At 72.2% G+C, this 26,277-nt stretch carries 23 protein-coding genes; 8 read left to right on the top strand and 15 right to left on the bottom strand.

What is annotated here, in order from left to right; genetic code table 11:
• Positions 1-23: 23 nt before the first annotated feature.
• Entirely contained in the window at positions 24-1,037 is a 1,014-nt protein-coding gene (locus Vse01_RS07275) for a SatS C-terminal domain-containing protein (RefSeq protein ID WP_093406176.1), read from the bottom strand.
• Positions 1,038-1,116: 79 nt separating this feature from the next.
• Here Vse01_RS07275 and Vse01_RS07270 point away from each other — a divergent pair, with 79 nt between their 5' ends.
• Positions 1,117-1,458, top strand: coding sequence for a PadR family transcriptional regulator (locus tag Vse01_RS07270; RefSeq protein ID WP_093406179.1), 342 nt, complete (start codon positions 1,117-1,119; stop codon positions 1,456-1,458).
• A 3-nt stretch (positions 1,459-1,461) separates the two neighbouring features.
• Here Vse01_RS07270 and Vse01_RS07265 read toward each other — a convergent pair whose 3' ends face one another.
• The 10 genes from Vse01_RS07265 to deoC all read right to left on the bottom strand — a co-directional run bounded on the left by Vse01_RS07265 (position 1,462) and on the right by deoC (position 13,246).
• Positions 1,462-2,133, bottom strand: a complete 672-nt coding sequence (locus tag Vse01_RS07265) for a permease prefix domain 1-containing protein (RefSeq protein WP_093406181.1) — start codon at positions 2,131-2,133, stop codon at positions 1,462-1,464.
• 65 nt (positions 2,134-2,198) lie between these two features.
• Positions 2,199-3,968, bottom strand: coding sequence for a thiol reductant ABC exporter subunit CydC (gene cydC, locus Vse01_RS07260; protein ID WP_093406184.1), 1,770 nt, complete (start codon positions 3,966-3,968; stop codon positions 2,199-2,201).
• Positions 3,965-5,638 (bottom strand): thiol reductant ABC exporter subunit CydD, encoded by a 1,674-nt coding sequence (gene cydD, locus Vse01_RS07255; protein ID WP_093406186.1) that lies wholly within the window; start codon positions 5,636-5,638, stop codon positions 3,965-3,967. Before cydD ends, cydC begins: the two co-directional genes overlap by 4 nt.
• On the bottom strand, positions 5,635-6,642 hold the full coding sequence (gene cydB / locus Vse01_RS07250; protein WP_093406640.1) for a cytochrome d ubiquinol oxidase subunit II: 1,008 nt from the start codon (positions 6,640-6,642) through the stop codon (positions 5,635-5,637). Before cydB ends, cydD begins: the two co-directional genes overlap by 4 nt.
• Before the next feature lie 10 nt (positions 6,643-6,652).
• Positions 6,653-7,906, bottom strand: a complete 1,254-nt coding sequence (locus tag Vse01_RS07245; protein ID WP_093406189.1) for a cytochrome ubiquinol oxidase subunit I — start codon at positions 7,904-7,906, stop codon at positions 6,653-6,655.
• Between the two features lie 113 nt (positions 7,907-8,019).
• A complete protein-coding gene (locus Vse01_RS07240; protein WP_093406191.1) occupies positions 8,020-8,925 on the bottom strand; it encodes a M56 family metallopeptidase in 906 nt (301 codons plus the stop codon).
• A gap of 9 nt (positions 8,926-8,934) precedes the next feature.
• A complete protein-coding gene (locus Vse01_RS07235) occupies positions 8,935-9,420 on the bottom strand; it encodes a BlaI/MecI/CopY family transcriptional regulator (RefSeq protein WP_093406193.1) in 486 nt (161 codons plus the stop codon).
• 556 nt (positions 9,421-9,976) lie between these two features.
• Positions 9,977-10,801 carry an aldehyde dehydrogenase family protein gene (locus Vse01_RS07230; RefSeq protein ID WP_093406195.1) on the bottom strand — a complete coding sequence of 275 codons (825 nt, stop codon included), beginning with the start codon at positions 10,799-10,801 and terminating at the stop codon, positions 9,977-9,979.
• On the bottom strand, positions 10,794-12,251 hold the full coding sequence (locus tag Vse01_RS07225; RefSeq protein ID WP_093406198.1) for an aldehyde dehydrogenase family protein: 1,458 nt from the start codon (positions 12,249-12,251) through the stop codon (positions 10,794-10,796). Before Vse01_RS07225 ends, Vse01_RS07230 begins: the two co-directional genes overlap by 8 nt.
• 5 nt (positions 12,252-12,256) lie before the next feature.
• Positions 12,257-13,246, bottom strand: a complete 990-nt coding sequence (deoC, locus tag Vse01_RS07220) for a deoxyribose-phosphate aldolase (protein WP_093406201.1) — start codon at positions 13,244-13,246, stop codon at positions 12,257-12,259.
• Positions 13,247-13,379: 133 nt separating this feature from the next.
• Here deoC and upp point away from each other — a divergent pair, with 133 nt between their 5' ends.
• Together upp and Vse01_RS07210 are read left to right on the top strand one after the other, a co-directional pair.
• A complete protein-coding gene (upp, locus tag Vse01_RS07215; RefSeq protein WP_093406203.1) occupies positions 13,380-14,012 on the top strand; it encodes a uracil phosphoribosyltransferase in 633 nt (210 codons plus the stop codon).
• 75 nt (positions 14,013-14,087) lie between these two features.
• Positions 14,088-14,777 carry a GOLPH3/VPS74 family protein gene (locus tag Vse01_RS07210; RefSeq protein ID WP_093406206.1) on the top strand — a complete coding sequence of 230 codons (690 nt, stop codon included), beginning with the start codon at positions 14,088-14,090 and terminating at the stop codon, positions 14,775-14,777.
• A 50-nt stretch (positions 14,778-14,827) separates the two neighbouring features.
• Here Vse01_RS07210 and Vse01_RS07205 read toward each other — a convergent pair whose 3' ends face one another.
• Both Vse01_RS07205 and Vse01_RS07200 read right to left on the bottom strand, forming a co-directional pair.
• Entirely contained in the window at positions 14,828-16,519 is a 1,692-nt protein-coding gene (locus tag Vse01_RS07205; protein WP_093406210.1) for a phospho-sugar mutase, read from the bottom strand.
• 47 nt (positions 16,520-16,566) lie between these two features.
• Entirely contained in the window at positions 16,567-18,702 is a 2,136-nt protein-coding gene (locus Vse01_RS07200) for a serine/threonine-protein kinase (protein ID WP_093406213.1), read from the bottom strand.
• Between the two features lie 215 nt (positions 18,703-18,917).
• On the opposite strand from Vse01_RS07200, the gene Vse01_RS07195 reads away from it, so the two are divergent.
• Together Vse01_RS07195 and Vse01_RS07190 are read left to right on the top strand one after the other, a co-directional pair.
• The gene (locus Vse01_RS07195) at positions 18,918-20,501 is read left to right on the top strand and encodes an acyl-CoA mutase large subunit family protein (RefSeq protein ID WP_093406216.1); all 1,584 of its coding nucleotides are present in this window, start codon (positions 18,918-18,920) and stop codon (positions 20,499-20,501) included.
• Between the two features lie 522 nt (positions 20,502-21,023).
• A complete protein-coding gene (locus Vse01_RS07190; RefSeq protein WP_093406218.1) occupies positions 21,024-22,283 on the top strand; it encodes an amidohydrolase in 1,260 nt (419 codons plus the stop codon).
• Here Vse01_RS07190 and Vse01_RS07185 read toward each other — a convergent pair.
• On the bottom strand, positions 22,240-23,226 hold the full coding sequence (locus tag Vse01_RS07185; RefSeq protein WP_093406221.1) for a DUF4349 domain-containing protein: 987 nt from the start codon (positions 23,224-23,226) through the stop codon (positions 22,240-22,242). The two genes, Vse01_RS07190 and Vse01_RS07185, sit on opposite strands and share 44 nt — an antisense overlap.
• Before the next feature lie 114 nt (positions 23,227-23,340).
• On the opposite strand from Vse01_RS07185, the gene Vse01_RS07180 reads away from it, so the two are divergent.
• From Vse01_RS07180 to Vse01_RS07170, 3 genes are all read left to right on the top strand, one after another.
• Positions 23,341-23,973, top strand: a complete 633-nt coding sequence (locus Vse01_RS07180) for an MBL fold metallo-hydrolase (RefSeq protein ID WP_093406642.1) — start codon at positions 23,341-23,343, stop codon at positions 23,971-23,973.
• 4 nt (positions 23,974-23,977) lie between these two features.
• Positions 23,978-24,901 (top strand): hypothetical protein, encoded by a 924-nt coding sequence (locus Vse01_RS07175; protein ID WP_093406223.1) that lies wholly within the window; start codon positions 23,978-23,980, stop codon positions 24,899-24,901.
• Between the two features lie 86 nt (positions 24,902-24,987).
• Positions 24,988-25,725, top strand: coding sequence for an SCO6745 family protein (locus Vse01_RS07170; RefSeq protein WP_093406225.1), 738 nt, complete (start codon positions 24,988-24,990; stop codon positions 25,723-25,725).
• 92 nt (positions 25,726-25,817) lie between these two features.
• Here Vse01_RS07170 and Vse01_RS07165 read toward each other — a convergent pair whose 3' ends face one another.
• Positions 25,818-26,273, bottom strand: a complete 456-nt coding sequence (locus Vse01_RS07165; RefSeq protein ID WP_093406228.1) for a gamma-glutamylcyclotransferase — start codon at positions 26,271-26,273, stop codon at positions 25,818-25,820.
• Between the last annotated feature and the right edge of the window lie 4 nt (positions 26,274-26,277).

Below are 26,277 nucleotides of genomic sequence, written 5' to 3'. Positions count from 1 at the left end.
AGACTGATGCTCCCTGGTGTGGGTCAGTCGCGCCAGTCCACGACCGCAGAGATCTTTCCGACAATGGTCCGCCAACCCAGACTTGCGGTTTGTGCCCCGATTTTCTTCAGCCTACGCCGTCCCATGAAGCCGCCGATGCCGCCGCCGACCGATGCCCGTAGCGCCTCGTCCAGGTCGTCGAGACTGGAGCCGGTGGAGAGCATGTCCAGCACCGCCGGCAGTCGCAGGGCGTACGCCAGGTCGCGGGCTACCTCGCCGGCCTCGATGAGCAGCGTCGGGTCCCAGGTGTCGTGCCCGCCGCGGAGGTTCTCCACGACGAGGTCGAGTTCGTAGACGTCATCGTCCAGCGGCGCGATGTCGGCCGGTTCCACCCGTTCGGACAGTTCATCCCAACTGTCCAGCTGAGACAGATCGTTGGGTGCGCCGGAACGGACGAAACTGACAAGCGACTCGGGCGTCTTGAACAGCAGCAGCCGACCCTTGTGGGTCAGGAAGACCGGCACTTCCTCGTCACCGGCCTCGTCGGCGGTGACCTCGTCGGCGTCTTCCTTCCCGTCTTCGGCGGCGTCGCCGCGCTGCGCCTGCTTCTCCTCGTCCTCGCTCTCGGCGAACTCGCGGGCGACGTCCTCGTCGAGGATGACGACGTCACCCTCCTCCTCGTCGTCGCTCTCGGTCGGGCTGACCTGCCGACGGGCGAGGAAAGGGTCGTCGGCGTCGCGCTCGGCAACGTCGGTCGGGGTCAGCTCACGGGCCGACCGGTACGCGCGCAGGGTGAAGCCGGTGCCGGCCGGCAGGGCGATCTCCACCGGATCGATCCGCAGCTCGTCCCAGAGTGCGCGGTTCGCGGTCTCCGCCGCGGCGACGTCGGGCGCGGCGTCGGCCGGCTCGGCGACGTCCGGCTCGCTGGTGCCGGTCGTGTCATCGAGCTCGGGCTCGTCGGCGTCCGGCCGTTGGGGCGACTGGCGTGCCACGGTGACCTCCGTGTGCGTCGGGCTACCACCCCCGGCGCTGATGCCGGTGAGTGACTCTGGGCACATACCCTAGTTGGCTGCGCTCGGTAACCGCTGGCCGCACCCCGATGGCTCGCCACGCGGATAACAAGTAGCGTGTCTACGCATGAACGCCCAGGCGCTGCACGGACACCTCGACGCCCTGCTCCTGGCCGTGCTGGAGCGGGGGGCCCTGCACGGCTACGCGATCATCGAGGCCCTGCGGGCGCGCAGTGACGGTCGACTCGACCTGCCTACCGGCACCGTCTACCCGGCGCTGCGACGGCTGGAGCGGGCCGGACACGTGGTCAGCGCGTGGAGCACCGTCAACGGGCGGGAACGGCGGACCTACGAGCTGACCGACACCGGCCGGCGGGCGCTGGCCGACCAGCGGTCGGGGTGGCGTGAGTTCAGTTCGACGGTCGGCCGCTTTCTGGGCCCGGGCACCACACCCAACCCGGCGGGCTGACCGTCAGCGGGCGGCCAGCAGCCAGGTACGGGCGGCGCTGCCCAGCCACAGGTGGGCGGAGACGCCGACGGCCATTCCGATGATCATCGGTGGCCAGGTGAGGGCCGCATCCCACAGCACTATCGACCAGGAGAACAGCCCGGCTCCGGCCACCGCGCCCAGCAGAGCGGTCCCGGTCAGCGCGACACCGGCGCTGCGCGCCAGCGCGGTCAAGGCGGGACGCGCCGAGCGGGCGGTGGCCGCGACCAGCACGAGCCCGGCCAGACCGAGCAGGAAGGCACCCGCCCAGATCCACTCCACCGACTGCGACAACAGCAGGTAACCGGAGGGTGGTCGTGGTCCGTTGCTCCAGCTTGATCCGTGCCAGGTCAGGTCACCGGCGATCGAGCCGATCGCGGCGATGGCGACCACTCGCAGAGACAACCCGCGCAGCGCGGCCACCGCGAGTTCGGCCTGGTAGGCCGGGGCGAGCTGATCCGGCGTACCGAAATCGGCGACCGCCTGGCGCGACGCCTCACCGGCCGGTAGGCCGCTGTCCCGGTACGCCTCGGCGGCGTCGAGCAGCCCGTGCCGCGCCTCGGTGATCAGATCGGCCCGCAGCCGGCGTGGCCCACGGAGCCGACCGGCGAGCTGCCGCAGGTGCTCCTCGACCAACACGTCATCCCCGACCGGCATGGCCCAACCCTGCCATGTCGCTGGTGTCCCGGCCTCGGGGACATCCCGGAGGCGGCCCCGACGGATCAGCCCGACAACGCGAGGTAGCCGTGCTCGGCGGCCTGCTGCAACACCCACTGCTCCCGATACCAGCCGGGCGTCGCCACGAGCGCCGCGTGTCGGCCCCGCTGCACGACCCGGCCGGCGTCCAGCACCACGATCTCGTCGAGTTCGGCGAGGCCGCTGAGCCGGTGGGTGATCAGCAGCACCGAGTGCCCGACGGTGGCGGCCAGCGCGCTGGCCAGCACCTGGTCGGCGGCGGTCGGGTCGAGGCCCTCCGTGGGTTCGTCGAGCACCAGGACGCCCGGCGCGGCGAGCAGGGCGCGGGCCAGCGCGAGACGCTGCCGTTGACCACCGGAGAGCTGTCCGCCCTCCTCGCCGACGACCGTGTCCCAGCCGTCCGGCTGGGCCCGGACCCAGTCCGCCAGCCCGGCGGCGGTGGCGGCGGTGAGCAGCGCGTCCTCGTCCGCATTCGGACTACCGAGCAGCATGTTGTCCCGGACGGTGGCGTGGAAGACGTACGCCTCGGCGAGCAAACCCCCGACCAGGTAGGGCAACTCCTGGGACGGGTACGCAGACACGTCCCGCCCGTTCAGGGTGACCCGGCCGGCGGTGGGGGAAACCGCGCCGGTCAGCACGGCGGCCAGGGTGCTCTTGCCCGCGCCACTCGGACCGACGACCGCGACCCGACGTCCGGGTGGCAGCTCCAGGTCGACGCCGTCGAGCGCGGCGGCAGCACCGACCCGGTATCGAACCGTCACCGCTTCGAACCGGACCGACGGTGCCGGGGCGACCGCAGGAGCGCTGACGGAGTCCCGGGGGGTCTCGGAGCTGGCGTCGCCGGGTGCCAGGAGATGGGCGACCCGGGCCAGGCCGGACCGCAGTCCGGTCCATTGACGGGCCGCGCCGACCAGCGCGAGGGCGATCTCCACGGCGGCCAGGGTGCCGACGGCCAGGACGCCGACCAGCACCCCGTCCACATCGGCGCCGAGGGCCACGTACACCACCGCCCCGGCGGTCAGACCGGCCACCAGCACCCCGGCCGCGTCGACGGCGAAGCCGAGCGCCGCGAGTCGCCGCTCCAGCCGCGCCAGTCGGCGGGCCCGCCGCCCGGCGGCCGCCAGCGCGTCCGAGGTCGCCCCGAAGGCGGCCAGGTCGGCGGCGCCGTGGGTGAGATCGACCGCGTCGGTGGCGAGCGCTCCGCGCAGGGGCGCCACCTCCGCGCCGGCCCGTCGGGTCAGCGCGGTCGCCAACGCCGGCAGGGCAACGGCGGCCACCAGCAGCCCGACGGCGAGCGCGAGCGCGGCCGGCAATGAAACCAGTGCGGTCAGCCCGACGGCCAGTACGCTCACCAGCCCGGCCGCCGCAGCCGGCACGAGCACCCGCAGCAGCAGGTCCTGTACCGCGTCCACGTCGGAAACCAGTCGGCTCAGCGCGTCCCCACTGCGGGGCGGGTCGCCGCGCCGCGTCGCCAGGGTGGCGAAGACCCGGGCCCGTACGTCGGTGATCAGACGCAGCACCGCGTCGTGCCCGGCCAGGCGTTCGGTGTAACGCAGCACGCCCCGGCTCACCGCCAGCGCCCGTACCGCCACGATCGCCACGGTGAGCCGATCCAGCGGCGGCTGACCGGCGGCGGTCATCAGCAGCCAGGTCGCGGTCGCCATCAGGGCCAGCCCGGCGAACTCGGTGGCCGCGGCGAGCAGCCCGGCACCGATCAGGCGTCTCAGGTACGGCCGGGCCAGCCGCAGCACGATCCGCTCGTTCATCGCGCGGCGCCAAACGATCCGCTCGCTCATGGGCGCTCACCGGCCGGTACCGGAGTCAGTTCGGTGACCCGCCCGTCCTCGACCCGCAGGATGCGGTCGACGTCGGTGAGCAGCGCTGGCCGGTGGGCCACCAGAAGGGCGGTACGGCTGGCGACCAGACTGCGGGTGGCCGACAGCACCACCGCCTCGGCTGCGGCGTCGAGGCGCGCGGTGGGCTCGTCGAGCAGCACCACCGGCGCGTCCCGCAGGAAGGCCCGGGCCAGCGCCACCCGTTGCCGCTGGCCGCTGGAGAGGCCGTACCCCCGCTCGCCGAGCAGGGTGTCCAGCCCGTCGGGCAGGGTGGCGACCACCTCGTCCAGCGCGGCGGCATGGACCGCGGCGGAGAGGGCGGCGGGCGTGGCATCGGTGGTGCCGAGCCGGATGTTGTCGGCCAGCGACGCCGCGAACAGGTGGGCCCTTTGCGGCACCCACGCCACCTGTCGCCGCCAGCTGTCGAGGTCGATCTCGGTCAGGTCGATCCCGCCGACGGTGACCCGGCCGTCGGTCGGGCGCACGAAGCCGAGCAGCAGGTTGAGCAGGGTGCTCTTGCCGGCGCCGCTCGGCCCGATGATCGCGATGCGCTCGCCGGGTCGGATGGTCAGCGTCACGTCGCGCAGCGCAGTGGTGCGCTCGTACGCCACCGTCACCGATTCGAAGCGGATCTCGGCGGGCCCGTCCGGTTGCGCGCTCGCTCGACCCGCCGGTGCCGGCGGCGCCGAGCCGGAGAGCGTGAGCGCCTCGTCCAGCGCGGTGAGCCCTTCCATGCTGGCGTGGAAGCGGCTACCGGCCGCCCGCAGCGGCAGGTACGCCTCCGGGGTCAGCAGCAGCACCAGCAGCGCGGTCTGGAGGGCCAGCCCGCCGCCGAGCAGCCGGATGCCGACCGGTACGGCGACCAGCGCCACCGACAGGGTGGCGACGAGTTCGAGCACCAGCGCGGAGAGGAAGGCGATCCGCAGCGTCTTCATGGTGGCGATCCGGTGCCCGTCGGCCATCCGTCGTACCGCGTCGGTCTGCGCTCGGGCCCGACCGAACGCGCGCAGTGTGGGTAGCCCGGCCACCATGTCCAGGAAGTGCCCGCCGAGCAGGGAAAGCCGTCGCCACTGGCGCTCGGTGGCGGCCTGGGCCTGCCAGCCGAGCAGCGCCCCGAAGATCGGAATGAGCGGCAGCGTCAGCGCGATGATCAACGCCGAACTCCAGTCGGCGAAGAGGACTCGGCCCAGCACCGCGACCGGCACTGTCACGCTCAGCACGAGTTGTGGCAGGTAGCCGGTGAAGTAGGCGTCGAGTGCGTCCAGACCTCGACCGGCGAGCGTGGCCAGTTGGCCGGCTCGCTGTCCGGCCACCCAGCCGGGTCCATGTTGGGCGACGGCACCCAGCAGGTCGGCTCGCAGCGCCGCCTTGACCGTGGCGGCCACCCGCGCGGACACCGCGCCCTGCGCCCAGACCACCAGCGAGCGGGCCGCGACCGTGGCCAGCAGCCCGACCAGCGCGGCGCGGTCCAGTTGCCCGGTGAAGGCCGTGGCCAGCAGCACGGCCAGGGCGGTCGCCTGCGCCACGACCAGCCCGGCGGCGAGTACGCCGAGCAGCGCGAGCAGGGCGAGGTCGCGTCGGGCAGCAGGAACCCGGCGCAGCAGCCGCGGGTCGAAGGGGCGGCGGTTCACCAGTACACCGGTGCCCTGCCGTCAGTTCGTCCTCGAAAAATCCACAAGCACATCGCCTGGAAGCCTAGTAGGGCCGGCAGCAGCGGCACCGCCAGCCAGCCCAGCAGCCGCAGGGTTGGACCACTGGCGGCGGCGTCGGTCACTGTCAGTGACGCGCTCGGTTCCACGGTCGACACCAGCACGTACGGCCAGAGCGTCACCCCGACCAGCAGCACCGGCAGCGCGAGCGCCGTCGCGGTGGCGGCGAAGGCCACGCCGGGCCGTCGCCGCCCGAGCGCCACCCGCGCCGCGAGCAGGGCCGCCACCAGCAACATCGCCAGCAGTACGCCGGCCGCGGGGCGCTGTGCGGCGGTGCGTACCCGGTCGGAGAACAGCGCGACGACGGCGGCTGCGCCGACCGCGACGGTCGCGGTGAGGAGCAGCCGGTGCGCCAGCGGACGGAGCCGGTCGCTTTCTACGGTGGGTAGCCGGAGGGTGAGGAAGGTCGCACCGTGCGCCACGACCAGTGCCAGCACGGCCAGCCCGGTGGCGGCGGCGAACGGGGTGAACAGGTGCGTCACCCCGGCCACGTGTCCGTCGGCCCGCAGCGGTACCCCCTGGAGCAGTCCGGCGAGCACCACGCCCCAACCGAGCGCGGCGAGCAGGCTGCCGACCACGATCACCCGCTCCCACGCGGTTCGGGCCGATCTGCCGCCCGGCCGGCTGCGCAGCTGCACCCCGGCGGTCACCAGGATCACCCCGGCGAGCGCGGCGGCCACCGCTGGGTAGCTGCCGGCGAGCAGTTCGCCCTCCAGTACGGGGAACGCGCCGAACAGGATGCCGACGGCGGCGACCAGCCACACCTCGTTGCCGAGGAAGAAGGGTCCGATCGCGTTGAGGGCGGCACGTCGGCGTGGCGCGTCGGCCCCGCGGGCGAGCAGCAGACCGACGCCGTAGTCGTAGCCGCCGAGCACCAGATAGCCGGCGAAGAAGAGGCCGAGCAGGGCGTACCAGGCGAGTTCCATCTCCGGCTCCTCAGGCGAACGCGGGTTCGGGGCGGGGGTCGTCGGCCGGCGGTTGGGCCGGCGGGCGGCCGAGAGCGGGGTCGGCGGCACCCCGGGCGGCGTGCCGGGCGAGCAGCGTCCAGTTGGTGACGGCGAGCGTGCCGAGCAGCAGGGTGAAGCCGATCAGCGAGGTCGCCATCAACCACGGACTGATCGGCGAGACCGCCTGGTCCACCGGCAACAGCCCGTACGCCACCCAGGGGTGGCGGCCGACCTCGCGGGCGATCCAGCCGAGGATCAGCGCCACGAACGGCAGGGGCAGGGTGAGCATGATCAGCCAGAGCGGGAACCGGAGGCGGATGATCCAGTCCCGCCAGAGCAGCGGGACGAGCAGCCAGAGCAGGCCGAGGGCGAAACCGATGAGGATCATGAAGCCGAGCCCGACGTTGGACAGCGTGGGAGGCAGGTAGTCGCCGGGGCCGAATCTGGCGGTCCAGTCGGCGATCAGCGCGTCGGCTTCGGGGTTGCCCCCGAACTTGGTGGGTTGAACGCCGCCCACCGGCCCGAACTGGGCGAAGCCGAACCCCTGCACGAGGGTGATCGCCAGCGCGGCGGTGACCAGGCCGATCCGCAGCGAGGTGCGGAACAGCGCATGGTCGGTGGTACGCCGATTGAGGTGCCAGGCGCTGACCGCCGCCATCAGCAGGCCACCGGTGAGCAGCGCCGCCGACACCACGTGCCCGAGCGCCATCCACAGGGCCGGATTGGTCAGCAGCGCCGCGAAGTCGGTCAGGTGGGCGACACCGTCGCGTACCTCGTAGCCGACCGGGTTCTGCAACCAGGAGTTGGCCACCATGATCCAGAAGGCCGAGGCGTACGCGGTGATTGCGACCCCGTAGAGCAGTGCGAGGTGCGCGCCGCGACGTAGCCGGTGCCAGCCGAAGATCCACATGCCGAGGAAGGTCGACTCCAGGAAGAAGGCGACCAGGGTCTCGATCGCCAGCGGCGCGCCGAAGACGTTGCCGGCGTAGCGCGACAGCCCGCTCCAGTTCAGCCCGAACTGGAACTCCATCACGATGCCGGTGGCGATGCCGAGCACGTAGTTGATCACGTAGAGCTGGCCCCAGAATCGGGTCAGTCGCTCCCAGCGATGGTTGCCGGTCAGCACCCAGGCGGTCTGCATCCCGACCAGCAGGGTGACCAGCCCGAGCGTGACAGCCACGAAGAGGAAGTGGATCGAGGCGGTCGTGGCGAACTGTAGGCGGGCGAGGAGCAGGGTGTCCATGTCGGCTCTCCCGGGGCGGGGTCGTTGCGGATAGGGAGACTACACGTAGCGACGCTACATATAGGTCCGCAGTGCGAGTCGGGCCGACATCATCAGGGTTAGTTCAGGGTCCGTCAGCTGAGGAAGAGTGAGACGGGCAGGGCGGCCACGGTCGTGGTCACGGACAGCGCAATGGCACCGAGCAGCCGAGGCGGGCGTGCGGTGACCAGCAGCCGCTGCACCCGTACGTCCAGATCCCGGTCGCCCATGCCGAGCGCGCCGGCCGGCGTGATCCGATTCCCGGCGGCGGCGAACCGGCGCAGCGCACCGGCCAGCGGGGCCTCGGCGTGCAGCTCACGGGCCTTGTCGTCGGCGCGCATCTCGACCAGCAGCGAAACCCGCTCGTGTGCCTCCCGGACCCAGCGGAACCAGGGCAGCGCCCGACAGAGCGCGGTGAACGGCAGCAGCACCAGATCGTGCCGCTCCTGCGCGTGCGCCCGCTCGTGGGTCAGCACCGCCGCCAACTCGGCCCGGTCGAGCAGGCTGAGGGTGCCGGCGCTGACCACCACCCGGGGCTTCACCCCCGGAAGGCAGTACGCCGCCGCACCCGGATGGTCGAGCACCAGCGCGCCCGGCACGGTCGGATCCCGTCGGGCGACCAGGGTGAGCAGATCCCGGTGCCGACGCTGAGCGCGTACCGCGCCGTGGATGCTGCGTACCGTGGTGGTCAGCAGCACCGCCCCGATGCCGAGACCGACGCCGACCAGCCCCAGGTGCACGGCACCGAGACCGGCCGGCAGGGTGCCGTGCCAAAGGTCGTCAGCGAGCGCCAGCAGTGCACTGCCGGTGCCCCGCTGGTACGGGGCGAGACCCAGCGCGATCGGCAGCCCCATCGCGGAAAGACCGACCCCCAGACCGATCGCCTGCCAGCACAGGATCGCCACCCGAGGGCTGCGCCACGTCCAGGTGGAGCGGGCCAGCACCTGGGCGAGCAGCCAGCACGCCACCATCGAGGCGGCGAAGTGCAGGGTGTGCGCCACGGCCTCGCCCTACCGCTCCGCGGCCTCGTCGGCCAGGCCGGCGCGCGACGCCCGGTCTGCTGACGACTCGACCCGGTCGGTCAGCCCACGGTCCGGGCTCTCCGCCGCCTGCCCAGGTGTGTCGGATGCCAACCCGGCCTGCGCCGAGAGCGCGGCGCGCAGCACGTCGGCCTCGGTGCCGGTCACCGAGCGGGCGAATCGGACCAGCGCCGCGTCCCGGCTGCCGCCCAAATCGAGCGCATCGAGCATGAGCTGGGCGATGTACGCCTCACGGCTGGCCGCGGCGCGGTAACGCCACGCCCGCCCTTCCCGCTCGCGCTGCACCATGCCCTTGCCGGCCAGCCGGTCCAGCACGGTCATCACCGTGGTGTACGCCAACTCGCGTCCGTCCAGGGCCTCGGCCACCTCGCGCACGGTGACCCCATCGGACGTGGCGGGAACCGTGTCCCACAGCACGTCCATCACCGCACGCTCAAGATCCCCCAGCCGAGTCACCCCGCAATCCTACCCCCCGTAGTAGACCCACCCCCACCCCGGACGTCCCACCCCACCCCGCACCCCGCCCACCCCACCCACCCCCGCACCCACCCCCACCTCCGCCGCGACAACTTCGGGGATAGTGCGGCTTCGTCACCACTCGACCCAGCAGTTTCCGAGAAGTTGTCCGGATCTTGAGCGAGCACCCAGGGCGACAGGCGACAGAGGGCGGAAGGGGAAGGGGCGAGAGGGGAGCCGGCAGGCCGGGGAGACGACGGAGCGGGGGGAGACGACCGAGCGGGAGACGGCAGGCCGGGCAACCGACGCTGGGCAGCCCCCCGTAAGCCGTGACCCACGGACTGCCGCGCCCAGGTCCGGGTTTCCGGGGAGCCCCGCCCGCGCAGGGATCAAGCCTGACCGCCCGGAGCGGGTGGGGCTCCCCGGAAACCCCAGGAGCGGAGGCCCCCCGGAAGGAAACCCCACCCAAGCGGGGCTCCCCGGAACCCACTCAAGCGAAGGCTCCCCGGAACCCACTCAAGCCAAGGCTCCCCGGAAATCCCGAGAGCAGGGAGAGTCAGACCCCCTTGGGGTGCCAGACGGTCTTCGTTTCCAGCAGGGCCGTCATCCGGCCGAGCCCGGGATCCGCCGACCAGTCGTGACCTGCCGCTACCGGCCGCAGCACCCGCTTGAGGTTCTCCGCGGCCTTGACCTCCAGGTCGGCGGCCAGCTCCGGGTCGGTCACGCCGGTCAGGTCGATGGCGTTGACGTCCATGTGCGCGGCCAGCGTGGGTACGGTCTCCGACAGCCGGCCGGTGAGGATGTTGACCACGCCGCCCGGCAGGTCGGAGGTGGCCAGCACCTCGGCAAGGGTCACCGCGGCCAGTGGCGCCGTCGGTGAGGCGGCCACCACCACCGTGTTGCCGGTGACGATCGCCGGGGCGATCACGCTGACCAGCCCGAGCAGGGCCGGTGTCTCGGGGGCGACCACCGCCACCACACCCGTCGGCTCGGGCGCCGACAGGTTGAAGTACGGCCCGGCGACCGGGTTCGCGCCCCCGTACACCTGCGGAAGCTTGTCGGACCAGCCGGCGTACCAGACCCAGCGGTCGGTCGCCGCGTCCACCTCGTCGGCGGGCACGCCGAGCGCGACGAACTGCTCGCGTCGGCCCTCCAGCATCTCGGCGACCCGGTAGAGGATCTGACCCCGGTTGTACGCGGTCGCCCCGGCCCACCCCTTTCCGGCGGCGCGGGCGGCCACCACGGCGTCCCGCGCGTCCTTGCGGGAGGCCAGCGACACGTTGGAGTCCTGCACGAGATACGACCGTCCCGACTCGCTACGCGGGAACTTCCCGCCGATGAAGAGCTTGTACGTCTTGCGTACCGCGACCCGCTCAGACATTGAGGTACGCCTCCAGCCCGTGCCGGCCGCCCTCGCGACCGTAGCCCGACTCCTTGTAGCCGCCGAACGGCGAGGTCGGGTCGAACTTGTTGAACGTGTTGGCCCACACCACGCCGGCGCGCAGCCGGTCGGCCGTCCACAGGATCCGGGAACCCTTCTCGGTCCAGATCCCGGCCGACAACCCGTACGGCGTGTTGTTTGCCTTCTCCACGGCCTCGGCCGGGGTGCGGAAGGTGAGTACGGACAGCACCGGGCCGAAGATCTCCTCGCGGGCGATCCGGTGTGCCTGGGTGACCCCGGTGAAGATGGTCGGCGCGAACCAGAAGCCCCGCTCGGGCAGCTCGCAGGGTGGCGACCACTGCTGCGCGCCCTCGGCGGCGCCGGCTTCGGTCAGCTCCCGGATGCGGGAGAGCTGGGCGGCGGAGTTGATGGCACCGATGTCGGTGTTCTTGTCCAGCGGGTCACCGAGGCGCAGTTGGGCCATCCGCCGCTTGAGTGACTCCAGCACCTGCTCGGCGACGGATTCCTGAACCAGCAGCCGGGAGCCGGCGCAGCAGACGTGCCCCTGGTTGAAGAAGATGCCGTTGACGATGCCCTCGACCGCCTGGTCGACCGGGGCGTCGTCGAAGACGATGTTGGCGGCCTTGCCGCCGAGTTCCAGGGTGAGCTTCTTGCGGCTGCCGGCGACCGCGCGGGCGATGGCCCGGCCGACGTCGGTGGAGCCGGTGAAGGCGACCTTGTCCACGTCGGCGTGCTCGACCAGCGCCCGGCCGGTCTCGCCGGCGCCGGTGACGATGTTGACCACACCGGCCGGCAGGTCGGCCTGCTGGCAGATCTCGGCGAACAGCAACGCGGTCAGCGGGGTGGTTTCGGCCGGCTTCAACACCACGGTGTTGCCCGCCGCGAGGGCGGGGGCGATCTTCCAGGCCAGCATCAGCAGCGGGAAGTTCCACGGGATGACCTGCGCCGCCACGCCGAGCGGCTGAGGATACGCACCGCTGTGCTGGCTCGTCGGCCTCCGGCCGAACCCGGCGTACTCCAGCTTGTCGGCCCAGCCGGCGTAGTAGAAGAAGTGGGCGGCGACCAGCGGGAGGTCGACGTCGCGGGACTCCTTGATCGGCTTGCCGTTGTCAAGTGACTCCAGCACGGCCAGCTCACGCGAGCGTTCCTGGATGATGCGGGCGATCCGGAACAGGTACTTGGCCCGGTCCCGGCCCGGCATCGGACCCCAGACCTTGTCGTACGCCTTGCGGGCCGCCCGGACCGCCCGGTCCACGTCCTGTGCGCCGCCCTCGGCGATCTCGGCCAGCACCTCCTCGGAGGCCGGGTTGATCGACTTGAAGCTGCCGCCGTCGGCCGGGTCGACGAACTTACCGTCGATGAAGAGCCCGTACGAGGGCTTGAGGTCTACCACCGAGCGTGACTCGGGGGCGGGTGCGTATTCGAACATCGCGGTCAGTCCAGGGTGAAGTAGTCGGGGCCGGCGTACACGCCGGTCGTCAGCTTGGTGCGCTGCATCAGCAGGTCGTTGAGGAGGCTGGACGCGCCGAAGCGGAACCAGTCCGGGTGCAGCCAGTCCGGGCCGACGGTCTCGTTGACCATGACCAGGTACTTGATCGCGTCCTTGGTGGTCTTGATGCCGCCGGCCGGCTTCACGCCTACCTGCCGCCCGGTGGCGGCCCGGAAGTCGCGTACCGCCTCCAGCATCACCAGGGTCACCGGCAGGGTGGCGGCGACGGGAACCTTGCCGGTGGAGGTCTTGATGAAGTCGGCGCCCGCGAGCATCGCCAGCCAGGAGGCGCGGCGCACGTTGTCGTAGGTGGCCAGCTCGCCGGTCTCCAGGATCACCTTGAGGTGGGCTCGCGGTCGCCCTTGGCGACCGGCATCAGCACTGCCGCAGGCTTCCTTGGTGGCGACGATCTCGTCGTACACCTCGGCGTAGCGGCCGGCCAGGAAGGCGCCCCGGTTGATCACCATGTCGATCTCGTCGGCGCCCGCCTCGACGGCGGCGCGGGTGTCGGCGAGCTTGATCTCCAGCGGCGCCTGACCCGACGGGAAGGACGTGGCCACGCTGGCCAGGTGCACCCCGGATCCGCGCAGCACCTCGGCCACGTACGGGACCATCGAGGGGTAGACGCAGACCGCGCCGACGTGCGGGCAGGACGGGTCGGCCGGATCGGGCCGCAGCGCCTTCGCGGCGAGCGCCCGTACCTTGCCCGGGGTGTCCGCGCCCTCCAGCGTGGTCAGGTCGACCATCCGGATGGCGAGGTCGATCGCCTCGGCCTTGGCGGTGGTCTTGATGGATCGGGTGCCGAGTTGGGCTGCCCGCTGCTCCGCGCCGACCTGGTCCACGCCCGGTAGGCCGTGCAGAAAGGTCCGCAGAGCGGTCTCGGATCGTCCCAACTCGGAGAGGTCCGAGCGGGCCGACGTCGCTGTCGCCGTCATGTCTCGAAGTCTACGCAGGTTGACACCGAGTGATCTTGGTCACCGCGGTCGACGAGCGCGCACGGGTGAGCGAAGTCGCTGGTCGCGGCCGGGGCCCGCGCGCCGACATTCCGGGCGGGTAGGTTGAGCGATCGTGGACGTACTCGTCATTGACCACCCGCTCGCCCAGTCCCGGCTGACCGCCATGCGGGACGAGCGCACCGATTCCTCGACATTCCGGGCGGCGCTGCACGAACTCACCACAATGCTGGTGTACGAGGCCGCCCGCTCCTTCCCGGTGGAGACGTACCCGGTGCAGACGCCGGTGACCGCCACCCAGGGCACCCGGCTGGCCAACCCGCCGCTGCTGGTGCCGGTGCTGCGGGCGGGTCTCGGCATGGCCGACGCCGCGCTGGGGCTGCTGCCCGAGTCCTCGATGGGCTTCGTCGGCCTGGCCCGCGACGAGGAGACCTTCGAGCCGCGCGCCTACATGGAGTCGCTGCCCCGGGACCTCGCCGGCCTGCCCGTGCTGGTCCTCGACCCGATGCTGGCCACCGGCGGCTCCCTGGAGCACTGCTGTCGACTGCTGGCCGAGCGGGGCTGCACCGACATCACCGTGCTCTGTGTGCTCGCCGCGCCGGCCGGCATCCAGCGGTTGGAGCGCTCCGGACTGCCGCTGCGCCTGGTCACCGCCGCCATCGACGACGGCCTCAACGACAGCATGTTCATCGTGCCGGGCCTCGGCGACGCCGGTGACCGGCAGTTCGGCGGCATGCCCCGCTTCTGAGCAGGACGACGGCCGCTGACCCCGGCGGCGGTTTGTGCTGCGGGCGGTGGCGTTCAGCGGCTAGCGTCTCGGGCCATGACTGGTGTGCCACTCGCCGAGGAACTGCTCCTGCTCGCCTACGACGACGAAACGGGTAAGGCGACCCTGCCGCGGATCAGCCTCGACCTGGGCATGGCCGCCGCCGTTCTCATCGAACTGGCCCTGGCCGGGCGGATCGCGTACACCGACGGCGCCTTGACCGCGGTGGACCCGACGCCGACCGGCGAACCGGTCACCGACGCGGTGCTGGCCAAGATCGTGGCCGACACGCCGCACAGCCCCTCCTCCTGGGTGCAGCGGCTCCGGCACGGCCTGCGCGACCGGATCCTCGGCGACCTCTGCGAGCAGGGCGTCGTCCGGGACGTCGACGAGACCGAGTTGGGCTTCATCCACGTCCACCGCTACCCGGTGGTGGACCCGTCGGTGGAGGAGGAGACCCGGCAGCGGCTCGCCGTGGTGCTCACCGGCGCCGCGCCGGACGAGCGGACCGCCGCACTCGCGACCCTGGTCGCCGTGCTGCGGATGGAGTCCGCACTCGGGGTCACCGGCGAGGACGCCGACGCCGCCCGACGCCGGCTGGAGGAGATCGCCAGCGGCGCCGGCTTCTCCGGCGAGGTCAACCTGGAGGACAGCGTGATCCGCCCGTCGGTGGCCCTGGTGGTGGCTGCCCTCGGCCGCGCCGTCGAGCACGCCCTCGGCCCCCGCCGCCCGCCCGAATCGCGTTGATCATGAGGTCTGGCGGCACTCCTGGATCAACTTCGCCGCTAACCTCATGATCAACCGGGTGGGATGCCGAGGGCGTGGGCGATTTCGGTGCGGAGGGTGGTGATGGCGGCGGTCGCGCGGGTACGGGCCGCGGCTATGTCGCCGTTGGTGGGGGGTTCCACCACTTCCAGGTACGCCTTGAGCTTTGGTTCGGTGCCGGAGGGGCGGATCACCACCCGGGCCGCTGCGGTACGCAGGATCACCACGTCGGCGTCGGGAAGCAGGTCCTGCGTCTCGGTGACCGGCTGACCGAGCAGGGTGGTCGGGGTGGCGGCGCGGATCCGGGCCATCGCGTCGGCGATCAGGCGCAGGTCGTCGACGCGTACCGAGAGCTGGTCGGTCTGGTGCACGCCGAACTCGGCGGCCAACTCGTCGAGGCGGTCGACGAGCGTGCGCCCCTGCGCCTTGAGGCCGGCGGCCAGCTCGGCCACCGTCAGCGCGGCGGTGATGCCGTCCTTGTCGCGTACGTGCTCCGGGGCGACGCAGTAGCCGAGCGCCTCCTCGTAACCGAAGACCAGTGGTTCACTGCCGTCACCGGCCCGGACGATCCACTTGAATCCGGTGAGCGTCTCCCCGTACGGCAGCCCGCGCGCGGCGCACATCGTCCGCAGCAGCGACGACGAGACGATTGTGGTGGCGTACCGGCCGGTGACCCCGCGTCGCATCAGGTGATCGGCGAGCAGCACACCCACCTCGTCCCCGCGCAGCATCCGCCAACCCGAACCGTCGGACTTGCCGGCAGCGTCGCGGACCGCGACGGCGCAGCGGTCGGCGTCGGGGTCGTTGGCGATGGCCAGGTCGGCGTCGGTGCGCTCGGCGAGCGCGACCAACCGGTCCACCGCGCCCGGCTCCTCCGGGTTCGGGAAGCTGACGGTGGGGAAGTCAGGGTCGGGCTCGGCCTGGTCGGGCACCACGCCGGGCGTCGGAAAACCGGCGGCGGCGAACGCGGCGGTGAGCACCGCCGCACCGACACCGTGCAGCGGGGTGTACGCCACGGTCAGCTCCCGGGGACCGCCCGGGGAGACGACACCGACCGCCCGCGCCACGTACGCGGCGACCAGGTCGTCGCCGAGCACCTGCCCGGCGGGGCCGAGCGGCACCTGAGCCAGCGGGCCGACCGCGCGGATGGCGGCCTCGATGCCGGCGTCGGCCGGCGGCACGATCTGCGCCCCGGCGCCCAGCTCCCCACCCAACTCGGCACCGAGGTACACCTTGTAGCCGTTGTCCTGCGGTGGGTTGTGGCTGGCGGTCACCATCACCCCGGCCACCGCCGACAGGTGACGCACCGCGTACGCGAGCACCGGGGTGGGCAGGGGGCGGGGGAGCAGCAGCGCGGGGCGGCCCGCCCCGGTGGCCACCTGGGCGGTGCGTTCGGCGAACTCGCGGGAGCCGCGCCGGGCGTCGTACCCGATCACCAGCGGGCCGGTGCCGCCCTGGGCGGCGAGCCAGGCGACCAGCCCGGCGGCGGCCTGGGTGACCACCGCGAGGTTCATCCCGTTGGGGCCGGCGCGCAGCGGCCCGCGCAGGCCGGCCGTGCCGAAGGTCAGCGGCCCGGCGAACCGGTCGGCCAGCTCCGGCGCGCTGCCCGGCAGCTGGTCGAGCACCGCCCGCAGCTCCGCCCGACCGGCCGGGTCCGGGTCGTCGGCGAGCCAGCGTTCGGCCCGCTCGCGGATGGTGTCGAGGTCAGTGGTCTCCGCCGCCATGGCCTCTTGATAGCACGGCGCGGATCTCCACGGGCGTGTGCCCTGGCTCAGCCGGCCGCCGTGAGCTGGAACGACTTGAGCATCTCCGCGTAGATCGGCTTGCTCTCCTCGAAGCGGGCGTCGGTCGAGGTGAGGTAGAACGAGTAGAGCCGGCCGTCGTGGGCGACCCCGTGCCAGATGCCGTGCCGCATCTCGTCGCCCTCGCCGCAGGTGTACTCGAACTCGGCCGAGGGCTTACCGGCCAGCTCTTTCTCGGCCATGGCGACCTGGGTGTACGGCTTGGCGCAGGAGGCCGAGCGGGTCTTCAGCCCGTTCTCGGCGACCTCTGCCCAACGGGCCGAGGTGCCGCTCCACTTCTCGTTGAGGATGCGTACCCGACGACCGCTGTCCTCCGGGTCGGTGTAGTCGATGTAGACCCCACCGGCCGGCGCGGCCCGTTTCCAGCCCTTGGGCACCAGCACCTGCACCCCGCGTGCCGAGTGCTCCTGCATCTCGAGGCCGGGGCCCTCGTCCGCGGAGCTGGACGGCTCCGCGACCGGGGTGGTGGGCGTCTCGTCGCCGCCGCTGGAGAAGGCCACGATGCCGATCAGCAGCAGCACCGCGAGGCCACCGGCCGCCGCCAGCTGCATCTTGCGTGGCCAGCCCTTCACGGTGTCGACCACCCGGGTGCCGGCGGCCTTCGCCCGGTCGACCGGGCTGCTGCCGCCGCCCGGAGCGGCTGCCGGCGTGCCGTACGGCTGGTTCGGCGCGGCCGGCCACTGCGCGGCACCGTAGGCGCCGACCTGCTGCGTCGCGTCGGGCTGGGCACCGCCGTAGCCGCCGACCCGCTGGGTCGCCTCGGGCTGGGCGCCGTAGCCGCCGAGCTGCTGGGTGGCGTCCGGCCCGGCGCCGTAGCCGCCGATCCGCTGGGTCGCGTCGGGCTGCCCGCCGTAACCGAAGATCTCCGGCCCGACCCGCTGGGTCGTGTCCCCACCGACCCGCTGGGTCGCCTCGGCGCCACCGTAGGTGCGGCCGGCGGGCGGGGACATCGCGGCACCCCGCTGCCCGGGACGGGCCAGGGCGTCGGCGCTGGTGTCCTCCATCGCGGCGGCGCCGGCCGCAGCAGCCTGGCCGGGGCGCTCGCCCCGGCGCAGCGCGGCCAGCCGGTCGGTCAGCGACTCGCCGGGGCCAAGCATCGCCCGGCCGCCGATCTGCCCGGACGGGACCGGCTTCGCCGGCGCGGCCGGCGCGCTGATCGGTGCGGGCAGCGGCACCGGCATCACGGAGTACTGGTCGGTCATCGAGTTGACCCCGGCGGCGCTGCTGCTCAGCGGGCCGGCCAGCAGCTCGCGCAGCATGGCGCGGGCGGTGTGCACGTCCAGCCGGCGGGCCGGGTCCTTCTCCAGCAGACCCATCAGCACCCGGGTCAGCGGACCACTGCGCTGTGGCGGGGCGGGCGGATCCTCGACCACGGCGTGCATGGTCTCGATCGGGTCGCCCCGGTCGAAGGGCGGGCGGCCCTCCACGGCCGTGTAGAGCGTCACCCCGAGGGAGAACAGGTCGCTGGGCGGGCCGAACTCCTGCCCCATGGCCCGCTCTGGCGAGATGAAGTGCGGTGAGCCCAGCACCATCCCCGGGGTGGTGAGCTGCACGTCGGTGGGCATCCGGGCGACACCGAAGTCGGTAAGCACGCAGCGGCCGTCGGAGCAGATCAACACGTTGGCGGGCTTGACGTCGCGGTGCAGCACGCCGATCGCGTGCGCCACCTCGAGCGCGCCGAGCAGCGCAATGCCGATCTTGGCAACCACGCGCTGGGCGATCGGCCCGTCCTCGATCACCATGTCGGCGAGGCTGCGGGCGTCCAGCAGCTCCATCACGATCCAGGGGCGGCCGGCCTCGGTGACCACGTCGTACACCTGGACCACCGCCGGATGGGCGATGGCGGCGGCGGCGCGGGCCTCGCGCAGGGTGCGTTCGTACATCGCGTCGCGGTCGCTCGGCGCCAGGCCGGGCGGGAGGACGACCTCCTTGACCGCCACGTCACGGCGCAGCAGGGTGTCCGTGGCCCGCCAGACCGTACCCATGCCACCGTTGCCCACCGCCGAGCGCAGCGAGTACCGGTCACCGATGACGGTGCCGGGTGTCGCGCGTCCGTTGGTGGGAGTGCTGACTGGTCCGCCGCTCCACGTCGGGATCTGAGTCACAGAAAAGCCACCGGGGGAAGTCGAGAGGGCTGGGACACAACCCCCCTATCTTGCTGGTTCAGACGCCCGATGCGAAAGCCGGCGCGGCGGACGTTTCCAGTACTCGACGGTACGTGTGCAGCCACTCACCTCTTGTCGTGCCTTGTCGCGGCCAGGCGACGCGGTGTGCGGTATCCCTCACCCGCCACCCGTTCCACCCGTCCTACCATCCGGTGATGAGCGAACGGCGGTCAAGCGAGTCCGGTTTCCCGATCAAGGGCGTCTACACGGCCGACGACCTTCCCGGCGACCTGGACTCCCGCCTCGGCGGGCCGGGCGAGTTCCCGTACACCCGTGGGGTCTACCCCACCATGTACACCTCCCGCCCGTGGACCATGCGTCAGTACGCCGGCTTCGGTACCGCCACCGAGTCCAACGCGCGTTACCACCAGTTGTTGCGGGCCGGGACGATGGGCCTGTCGGTCGCCTTCGACCTGCCCACCCAGATGGGGTACGACTCCGACGACCCGATCGCGCACGGCGAGGTGGGCAAGGTCGGCGTGGCCATCGACTCCATCGAGGACATGCGACTGCTGTTCGACGGCATCCCCCTGGACAAGGTCTCCACCTCGATGACGATCAACGCGCCCGGCTCGGTGCTGCTGTTGCTCTACCAACTCGTCGCCGAGGAGAACGGCGTGCCGGGTTCGGCACTCAACGGCACCATCCAGAACGACATCCTCAAGGAGTACATCGCCCGGGGGACGTACATCTTCCCGCCGAAGCCCTCGTTGCGGCTGGTCGCCGACACCTTCGGCTACTGCCGTAGCGAGGTGCCGAAGTGGAACACCATCTCGATCTCCGGCTACCACATGGCCGAGGCCGGCGCCTCGCCCGTGCAGGAGATCGCGTTCACGCTGGCCAACGGCGTGGAGTACGTCCGGGCCGCGATCGCCGCCGGGCTGGCCGTGGACGACTTCGCCCCCCGGCTGTCGTTCTTCTTCGTCGCGCGTACCACCCTGCTCGAAGAGGTGGCGAAGTTCCGGGCGGCCCGGCGGATCTGGGCCCGCCTGATGCGCGACGAGTTCGGGGCGAAGAACCCGAAGTCGATGATGCTGCGCTTCCACACCCAGACCGCGGGCGTGCAGTTGACCGCCCAGCAGCCCGAGGTGAACCTGGTCCGGGTGGCGGTGCAGGGGCTCGGCGCGGTGCTCGGCGGCACCCAGTCGCTGCACACCAACAGCTTCGACGAGGCGATCGCGCTGCCCACCGAGAAGGCGGCCCGGTTGGCGCTGCGTACCCAGCAGGTGCTGGCGTACGAGACGGATCTCACCGCCACTGTCGACCCGTTCGCCGGCTCGTACGTGGTGGAGGCGATGACCGCCGAGATCGAGACGGCGGCCGACGCGCTGATGGCCCGGGTCTTCGAGCACGGGTCGGCGGTGGACGCGATCGAGGTCGGCTTCCAGAAGCGGGAGATCGAGCAGTCCGCGTACCGGATCGCGCAGGAGATCGACTCGGGCGAGCGGGTGGTGGTCGGGCTCAACCGCTTCGCGATCGACGCCGAGGAGCCGTACGAGCCGCTGCGAGTGGATCCGGCGATCGAGGCGGCCCAGGCCGAGCGACTGGCGAAGCTGCGGGCCGAGCGGGACTCCGCCGCCGTGGAGCGGGCGCTTGTCGAGTTGCGGGAGACCGCTTCGGGCACCGGCAACGTGCTCCACCCGATGAAGGCGGCGCTGCGCGAGCGGGCCACCGTCGGTGAGGTGTGCGGGGCGCTCCGCGAGGTCTGGGGCCGCTACCAGCCCACTGACCGGTTCTGACCCCGGTCGGGTCGTCACGGCAACGCACGGTCCGCCGTCGCCGGGCGTGCGGCAGTCGTCGCGGGGACGTCATGGCCGAGTCGTCGCGCAGCGTGTCGAACCGGCGTTGCCCGGGTACTCCGCTCGCGGTGATCACGTGGACGCACACGGTGTGCGGTCGGACGGCTGCCCTGCGTGTGAACGTCCACGGGTGATCGTTGCCGATGGTGGTCGGGTAATTGTCGTACGGTCAGTTCATCGGCGCGACTAATGCGACAATTCGGAACGGCGACGATGGTTTCGGGAAGATTCTCAGTGTCCGGCGAACGATTACGCGTTGTAGGAGGTGAGGGGCGGATGAGGGCTCATGACCACGATCTACCTGCTGTCCCGCTCACCTACGGACGCTCTCAGCAGGGCATACGTGACGCTGCGCGGTCCGATCATCACCGGAACGAGGTTGCGCAGAGTTACCGTCGGGGGTCTACGCTGTCTGCTGTTCCCGATGATCCATCCATTTCTAGTGATCGAAGAGAATTCGACGTGACGAGTGCGTTGACGATGCCGACCGGTCACCAACTGGCGCCGTCCTGGCCGGATGCGCCGACCGGTTCCCAGCCCTTGCCCTTCGAGTTGGACCACCTGCTCGCCCTCCGGGTACCGGGCCTGATCGCCACGCGCCGTCACATCCACTCGCACCCGGAGCTGTCCGGCGCGGAATTCGAGACCGCGGCCCTGATCGCCCGGGAACTCTCCCTGGCCGGGCTGCAGCCGCGAATGCTGCCCAAGGGCAACGGGGTGATCTGCGACATCGACGGCCGCCCGGACGGTCCGGTGATCGCGCTGCGCGCCGACATCGACGCGTTGCCGCTGACCGATGTCAAGGACGTGCCGTACCGCTCCACGGCCGACGGGGTCTGTCACGCCTGCGGCCACGACGTGCACACCACGGTCATGTTGGGCGTCGGCATGCTGCTCGCGCAGCTGGCCGACCTGGGCGAACTGCCCGGCCGGGTCCGGCTGATCTTCCAGCCCGCCGAGGAGATCCTGCCCTGCGGTTCGCTGGAGGTGATCGAGGCCGGCGGCCTCGACGACGTGGTGCAGATCTTCGCGTTGCACTGCGACCCGAACCTGCCCGTCGGTCAGGTGGGTCTGCGGGTCGGCCCGATCACCGCCGCCGCCGACAACGTCACCGTCCGGCTCACCGGCCCGGGTGGCCACACCGCCCGCCCGCACCTGACCGTGGACCTGGTGGACGCGCTCGGTCGGCTGATCACCGAGGTCCCGGCACTGGTCAGCCGCCGGGTGCCGGCGAACAGTGGACTGCTGCTCGTCTTCGGTCACGCCTCCGCGGGCACCCGGTACAACGTCATCCCGTCCGAGGCGTCCGCCTCCGGCACCCTGCGGGTGATGGACCGCGACACCTGGGAGCTGGCCCCGAAGATCGTTTCTCAGGTGGTCCGGGACGTCATCGCACCCACCGGGGCCACCGTCGACCTGGAGTACCTGCGCGGTCGTCCACCGGTCTGCAACGACGCGCGGGCCATCGGGGTGCTGAACGCGGCCACCGCAGCCGCGCTCGGCCCGGAGGGCATCGCGGAGACCCCGCAGAGCATGGGCGGCGAGGACTTCTCCTGGTATCTGGAGTACGTCCCCGGCGCCCTGGCCCGACTCGGGGTCGGCCGCTCCGGGCCGAACGTCGATCTGCACCGGGCGTCGTTCGACGTGGACGAACGGGCCATCCCGGTGGGCGTACGGCTCATGGTGCAGACCGCGCTCCAGGCACTGGCGGCGGCGCGCTGACACCCGGCGGTGGCGGGGTGCCGCTCGGTGCGACCAGGGCCGGCACCCCGGGTCGGTTCCTGCGGCGACGGCGGGCCAGCCACCACAGCGCCCCCAGCGGTACGCCGAAGACCAGCAGCCACGGCAGGATCGCACCCAGCACGGTGAGCAGGACGGTCATCGAGGACAGGAAGACCTGCCAGCCGCCCTTGAGCCCCACCAGGAAACCGATCTCGGTCTCCTCCTCGGGGGTCGTGACGCCGGGCCCCACCAGGGTGACCGTGATGGTGGACAGCGCGGTGAGGTCGCTCAGCCGCCGCTTCTTCGCCTCCAGCGAGGCGAGGTCGGCCTCCCGCCGGGCCAGTTCGTTCTCGATGCTCACCAGGTCGCTTATCGAGTTGGCCTGGGCGAGCAGTCGTCGCGCACTCTCCACCCGGGCCCGCTGGCTGGCGATCCGAGCGTCGAGGTCGATGGTCTCCTCGGTGACGTCCTGCGTACCGATCTCCCGGCGCTCCTGGGTGCCGAGACCCGCCAGTTCCTCCACGACCGCGTAGAACCGCTCCGCTGGCACCCGCAGTTCGAGGTCGGCCACCGCGTCGGCGTCGGAGCTGCGGCGTTGGTCCCCGCCGACGAAGCCGCCGGCCCGGGTGGCCGCCGCGACGGCGTCCCGGGCGGCGACGTCCACATCGTTCACCTGCACCCGGATCGATCCCGTGTAGATGATGGACCGCTTGTCGACCCGGGTGTCCGTCGCCGCGCCGGCACCGCCCTGGGCGTTACCGGGCGCGGCGGCCTCGCCGGGCGCAACGGCGGCACCCTCCCGGGCCGGTGCCTCGGCGTCGGCCGCGGTGCCGGCCGCCCCTGAGTCGTCTCCGCCGCCACTTCCGCAGGCGGCGAGCATCAGCAGCGCAGCAAGTGTCGCCACCGCCGTGGTCCCGTGCCGGCGGGCTCTTCGCATTCCCATCCCCGTTCCCCTCTCTGCTGCCCGAACAGGCAATGGCTCGGACGCCACACACCACCGCACGGGTTCCGGCAGACTGCGCTCAGGACGTCACGAATCGATATGGGAGGGATCACGATGCGGCTCACCAAGTACGCCCACTCGTGCCTGCGGGTCGAGCACGACGGGGGAGTGCTGGTCATCGATCCAGGAATGTTCAGTGAGCCGGCGGTGGCGTTGGACGGAGCCGACGCGGTGCTGATCACCCACGAGCACCCGGATCACCTCGACGTGGCGGCGGTGAACCGGCAGTTGGCGCGGCGTCCCTTCGTCATCCACGGTCCGGCGTCGCTGGCCGGCGCGCTCGGCGACGCGGCCGACGTGCTGCGCCCGGTGACCCCGGGGGAGTCCTTCACCGCCGCCGGGATCCCGGTACGCGCCCACGGTGGCCGGCACGCGGTGATCCATCCCGACATCCCCGTGATCGACAACCTCGGTTATCTGCTCAACGACGTCGTCTACCACCCGGGCGACGCGCTGTTCGTCCCGGACGACGTCCAGGTCGACACCCTCTTCGCCCCGATCCACGCCCCCTGGTCGAAGTTCTCCGAGGTGGTCGACTTCATCCGGGCGGTGGCCCCGCGCCGGGTCTTCGCGCTGCACGACGCCCTGCTCAACGACAACGGTTACGCGGTGCTCGACCGGCAGTACACGGCGCTGTCCGGCAGCGAGTACCAGCGGCTGGAGCCGGGCAGCCGGATCGACGGCTGAGCCGATGCCCGGCCCCCCATCCGACCTCGTCGAGCAGCTGTACCGCACGCCGCCGGACCGGTTCGTCGCCGCCCGGGACGACGCCGCCGCGCAGGCCCGCCGGGCCGGTGACCCGCGTACCGCCCGGGAGATCGCCCGGCTGCGCCGGCCCACCGTCGCCGCCTGGTTGGTCAACCTGCTGGCGCTGGAGCGACCGGAGCTGGTGGCCGAGCTGGCGGAGCTGGCCGAAGCGCTGCGGGAGGCCCAGCGCGAGCTGCGCGGCCCGCGCCTGCGCGAGCTGTCCGCGCAGCGGCGGGCGGTGGTCGGCGCGCTGGTCGCCGAGGTACGCCGGCTCGCTGCCGGCGTCGAGGGTGCCCCGTCGGGCGGGAAGCTGCCGCTGGCCGAGGTCGAAGCGACACTCAACGCCGCGCTCTCCGACGTCGAGGTGGCCGAGCAGGTGCGTTCCGGGAGACTGCTGCGCCCGGCCCACTACGCCGGGTTCGGCGAGGTGCCCCGGCCACAGTTGCGTCTGGTGACCGGCGGCGAGGAACCGCCGCCCGCCGCCCCGGTCCGGCAGCGTCCGCCGGACCGGGGAGCGTTACGGGCCGAACAGGCACAGCGGGCCGCCCGCGCCGAACGCTCCCGTCGCCGCAAGGCGTTGGAGAAGGAACTGGACCGGGCGCGTACCGACCAGGAACGGGCCGAGACGGACCTGGCCGGCGCGGTCGCGGCCGAACGCGACGGGGTGGCCGCGTTGGACGCCGTCGAGGCGGAACTGGCTGAACTGGAACGTCGCCGGGCCGTCGCCGAGCAGGAACTCAGCCGGTCCCGGCTGGCCCGTCGGGCCGCCGAACGGTCGGTCAGCACCGCCCGGCGACGGGCCGGCGAGGTGGAGGCCGCAATGGAGGCGTTGGACGCCGAGGAGGGGGATGCCGACTCCAACGGTTGACCGGCAGACTGGTCCCCCATGGACGGACCTTCGGGCGGATCCTTCACGTACGGACCTTCGGGTGGACCCCTCCCGGGCGGGTCGGGATGACGCCGGAGCAGGTCGCGGCGGCGAGCAAACCCTCGGTGCTCGCCCTCGGCGAGGCGTACACCCGGTGCCCCACCACGCTGCGTCGGGCCCGCCTGCTCGGCATCTCCGGGTGGGCCTTCTACGTCACCGGGCGGGCCGGCGCGCTGGGTGACGTACGGGCCGAGACAGTCGCGGCTGCCCTCGGCTTCATCGCCCCCGACGCCGTGGCCGACGGCTGGGACGCCGCCGCCCGTGCGGTCCGCCCGTCCGAGGTGGCCACCGCCAGCCTCGCCGAATGTTGCCGGTGGGGCGAGGAGGTCCTGGGTGACCTGCCCCGCGTCGACCGACTCGCGGTGCTTGTGGAACGGGCCGTCGCGGCGGCCGATGCCAGCGCGATGCCACTGTTCGCGGCGTGGCGGGCCATGCCGTCGGACGCGGCGACCACCGGTGCCCGGGCCGCCGCCGGCCTACGCCTGCTGCGCGAACATTTCACCGGTGCGCACCTGGTGGCCGTACGCGCCAGCGGGATGACCCCGCTGGAGGCGGTGCTGGCCGGGCCCGAGGGGGCCAGCGGCGCGATGGCCTGTGGCTGGCCACCGCCGTACCCGCCGGTCGGACCGTTGGTGCGGCGGCGGCTGTGGGCCGAGGCGATGACCGACCGGCTCGTCGCGCCCGCGTTCACGGCGCTCGGCCCGGCCGACGGTGCGGAACTGGTCGAGTTGCTGACCCTTGCGCGGACCCACACGCAGGGTTGAGACCCGCCCATCCTGGGACGATCTCCCCGCAACCCGGGGTCGCCGCCCGCGGCCACCACGCCCGGTAGCAGACTGGGGAGGTGGGAGACGAGCTACGCCGAGGCGGTACCGGTGGGTCGGGACCGCAGCTCGATGACGTAGTCGTCCGGCGCGCCCGCCTTCTCGGCGGCGTTGGCGATCTCGGAGAGATACCAGGACGTGGGCAGGCCGCCCTCGTAACCGTCGAAGACGTAGACCCAGGCGGTCACGTCGCCGTCGAGGGTCGAGACGCGGACGGTCAGCTTCCGGTACGTGCCGGAGGTGACGCCCTCGATCTCGTCCAGCTGAGCCGCGTCGTACGGGTGGATGTCGTAGAGCGCCACGAACACCCGGTCGCCGGGAGACTCGACCACGGTGCTGACCGCGCCCTCCCAGCCGATGACGTCCTCGCCGGCGAAGGTGAGCCGCCAGCCTTCCAACCAGCCGATGCCCACCATCGGGGAATGCGGGCAGTAGGCGCGCATTCGAGCGGGGTCCAGGTTCGAGCCGTAGGCGGCGTAATGACGCACGGCG

The sequence above is a fragment of the Micromonospora sediminimaris genome (assembly GCF_016863575.1).
GTDB classification, from domain to species: Bacteria; Actinomycetota; Actinomycetes; order Mycobacteriales; family Micromonosporaceae; genus Micromonospora; species Micromonospora sediminimaris.
This window is presented reverse-complemented; position numbering and strand designations above follow the sequence as displayed.